Consider the following 2,152-nt stretch of genomic DNA (forward strand, 5'->3'; position numbering starts at 1 on the left):
CTAGATCTTTGAAGGTGTAATAAGGGTGAAAAGGGATTTTTTCAGGGGCTGAATTTAATCCTAAAGGATTATTGGACCCATTCTCATGAAGAAAAATTAAATGAATTCCTACTATAGCTATAAGAATAAAAGGTAAAATGAAATGGAAAGCAAAAAATCGAGTAAGGGTGGGGCTATCCACTGAAAATCCTCCTCATAGTCATTGGACTAGGTCTTGCCCTAAATAGGGGATAGTTGAAAATAAACTGGTGATTACTGTAGCACCTCAGAAGGATATTTGACCCCAAGGAAGGACATATCCTACAAAAGCTGTTGCTATTAAAATAAATAAAATAATAATTCCTGAAATTCATACTTTAGAGGAGCGGAATGAGTTATAGTAGATTCCTCGCCCAATGTGAATATAGATACAGATAAAGAAAAAAGAAGCTCCATTCGCATGTATAACTCGTAATAATCATCCGAATGAAACATCTCGGGAAATATGGATTACTCTTCTAAATGCATCTTCTATTGTATTTAGGTAATGGAAAGATAAAAATAGTCCTGTTAAAATTTGAATTATTAGGCACAGTCCTAGAAGAGATCCAAAATTTCACATAGATGTAATATTAGGGGGGGTGGGGAGATTTACTAATATATTATTAATAACCTTAAAAATAGGATTGGTTAGTTGGGGTTTAGTAATCAGTACTCTAGGATACTCTTCTTTATCTTACAAGGATAATATTTTAATAAACTACTAGAGCTATTTTTATAAAATATAGTTTTCTTTATAATATAATTTCTTTATTTTTTATTTTTATGGGGAGGGTAAGATTTGTGTTTGGGCTTTTTATGTTAATGAATTATATTAGAATTTTAATAGATTTTAATTTTTTATTATTAGGGCCTTTTTCAATAAGATTTACTCTTTATTTAGATAAGATATCAATACTTTTTTGTTCTTTCATTTGCTTAATTAGAGGGTCGATTATTTATTATAGGGGTACCTACATAGAAGAAGAACGTAGGAAATTTCTTTTTTTAGTCTTATTATTTATATTTATTATAAGAATACTTTTAGTAGTTTTTAGACTTAATTTAGTTAGAATTATATTAGGGTGAGATGGACTTGGTTTGGTTTCTTTTTTGTTGGTTATTTTTTATCAAAATAGTAATTCTGTGAGAAGGGCTATAATTACGGGGCTTAGGAATCGTGTGGGAGATGGGGCTATTTTAATTTTAGTAGGTTTAAGAGTGGAATGAGGGGGTTGAAAATTTTTAGATATTCTTAGTGAAATAACTGATGAAAATTTAATATTTTTTGGGTTAATACTATTATTAGCCGCTATTACTAAAAGAGCTCAGATTCCTTTTTCGGCTTGATTACCTCGGGCTATAGCTGCTCCTACTCCTGTTAGAGCATTAGTCCATTCTTCTACTCTTGTTACTGCGGGTATTTATATTCTTTTGCGCTTAAATTTTATTATTGAAATAGCAGGTTTATCTTATTTAGTTTTTTTATTAGGGCTTAGAACTATAATCATAGCAAGATTGAGGGCTAATTTAGAACAAGATATAAAAAAGATTATTGCTCTTTCTACTTTAAGGCAATTAGGGTTAATAATAACAAGTTTAGGATTAGGTCTTATTTTAATTACTTTTTTTCATCTTTTAACTCACGCTATATTTAAGTCTTTACTATTTATATGTAGAGGAGATGTTATTCATCAGAATCAAGGTTTACAAGATTTGCGGTTTTTGGGAGGTTCATTAAAAGGAAGACTTTTTGCTAGAACTTTGATAAATATCTGCAATTTAGCTTTATGTGGATTTCCTTTTTTAGCGGGATTTTATTCTAAGGACGCTATTATAGAAATAGGTTACAGTTCTAGTTATAGTTTGATTTTTTTATATTTGATAGCTTTTAGAGTAGGACTTTCTGGCTCTTATTCTATGCGTTTATATTATTTTAGGTTTTTAAATGAGAGTCAAAGTAGGCCTCTCGGAGGGATTTATGAATCTGTGGATTATATATTTAAATCTAAATTTCTTTTATTTGGTTTTACTTTAACGGGAGGCCTGGTTCTTTCTTATTGTTTATTTGAAACCCCTTTGATAGTATTTTTGAAATTTAATGAAAAAATTATTACCTTAATAAGGACTTTTC

At 29.6% G+C, this 2,152-nt stretch carries 1 protein-coding gene and 2 pseudogenes; 1 reads left to right on the forward strand and 2 read right to left on the reverse strand.

The window, feature by feature from the left end:
- Both E0D71_RS17320 and E0D71_RS17520 read right to left on the reverse strand, forming a co-directional pair.
- A pseudogene (locus E0D71_RS17320) lies at positions 1-139 on the reverse strand (cytochrome b); the annotation flags it as partial.
- Positions 137-574: pseudogene (locus tag E0D71_RS17520) on the reverse strand (cytochrome b N-terminal domain-containing protein); the annotation flags it as partial. The pseudogenes E0D71_RS17320 and E0D71_RS17520, both read right to left, overlap by 3 nt.
- 806 nt (positions 575-1,380) lie before the next feature.
- Between E0D71_RS17520 and E0D71_RS17340 the strand changes: the two are divergent.
- On the forward strand, positions 1,381-2,152 hold a 772-nt coding region (locus E0D71_RS17340; protein ID WP_243712081.1), incomplete at its 3' end, for an NADH dehydrogenase subunit 5.

The sequence above is a fragment of the Marinomonas sp. KMM3893 genome, from assembly GCF_004352855.1.
Taxonomy (GTDB): domain Bacteria; phylum Pseudomonadota; class Gammaproteobacteria; order Pseudomonadales; family Marinomonadaceae; genus Marinomonas; species Marinomonas arenicola.